This is a genomic window from Pseudomonas sp. EA_65y_Pfl1_P113 (assembly GCF_963970525.1).
In the GTDB taxonomy this organism is placed as follows: Bacteria; Pseudomonadota; Gammaproteobacteria; order Pseudomonadales; family Pseudomonadaceae; genus Aquipseudomonas; species Aquipseudomonas tritici.
The window spans coordinates 1-807 of the sequence record NZ_CAXAQM010000135.1 but is presented as its reverse complement, the minus strand read 5'-3'; the positions used below and the strand labels follow the sequence as shown (position 1 = coordinate 807).

The 807-nt window shown below is 63.1% G+C and carries 1 protein-coding gene; it reads right to left on the bottom strand.

Annotation, left to right across the window (positions count from 1 at the left end; translation table 11 throughout):
* A partial coding sequence (locus AACY52_RS28695) for a site-specific integrase (protein WP_339561123.1) occupies window positions 1-538 on the bottom strand: 538 nt, incomplete at its 3' end.
* Window positions 539-807 lie beyond the last annotated feature (269 nt).

The window sequence follows — 807 nt, the reverse complement described above, 5'->3', positions numbered from 1 at the left end:
AGCTCTCGAGCAGCGCGCGGATATTGAGCCCCCGCGCCTTGTCGCGCTCGACGTCGCGCACCGGACCCTTGAACCGCAAAGGTCGCGCCTGCTTCTGCGCTGTGCCCTTCTCCCGCCGCACAGCCTGTAACCGCAGCTTCACGAGCGGGGCCGACGTCGGATCCTTGAGGTCCAGCAGTTGATGGATCTTGGCGATCGACGCCTTGTAGCGGCCGAGCGAGGCCGGCTTGCTCCCCTTCTCCGCGCGAGCATCAAGATAGTCCGCCACGGTCTCCGGGGTCGCCGGCAGCGATACGCGGTTGCGGCCACGGCACCAGGCATCGAACGCCTCGATGTCGGATTTCAGGGCGCGGATGCTGTGGGGCGACGACGAACGCTGATAGGCAGCGATGAGCGCCTCATTGATAACGATACGCTCTCCTGCACGCACCTGCACGATCGCCCAGGCAAGGTCGCTCTGCGCAGCGATCGCCGGCAGGGCCGCCTCCTGCGGCGCTACAGCGGATTCTAGCCCTTCCCGGGCGGTTTCGGTGCCCATGATGCGCCATGCTCCTCGGCGGCGCTTGTATCCCACCTTATAAAGAGGGGTCAATTCTGCTTATGTGATAACTGCAATTATCGCATGTCCATATTCCGCTAACGCGGGAGTGCGAAACCAACAGCTGACTTTGGTTTCCATTAATGGCAGGATGGCGGCAATGGCGCGCACCGCAAACCTGAAGGCTGACGACCCGCTTCTGCTTCTCGGCCGCCTTGACGGGCGGGTCCTTGGTAGTCAGTGCGCCGACATCTTTTTGGCGCGTTCTC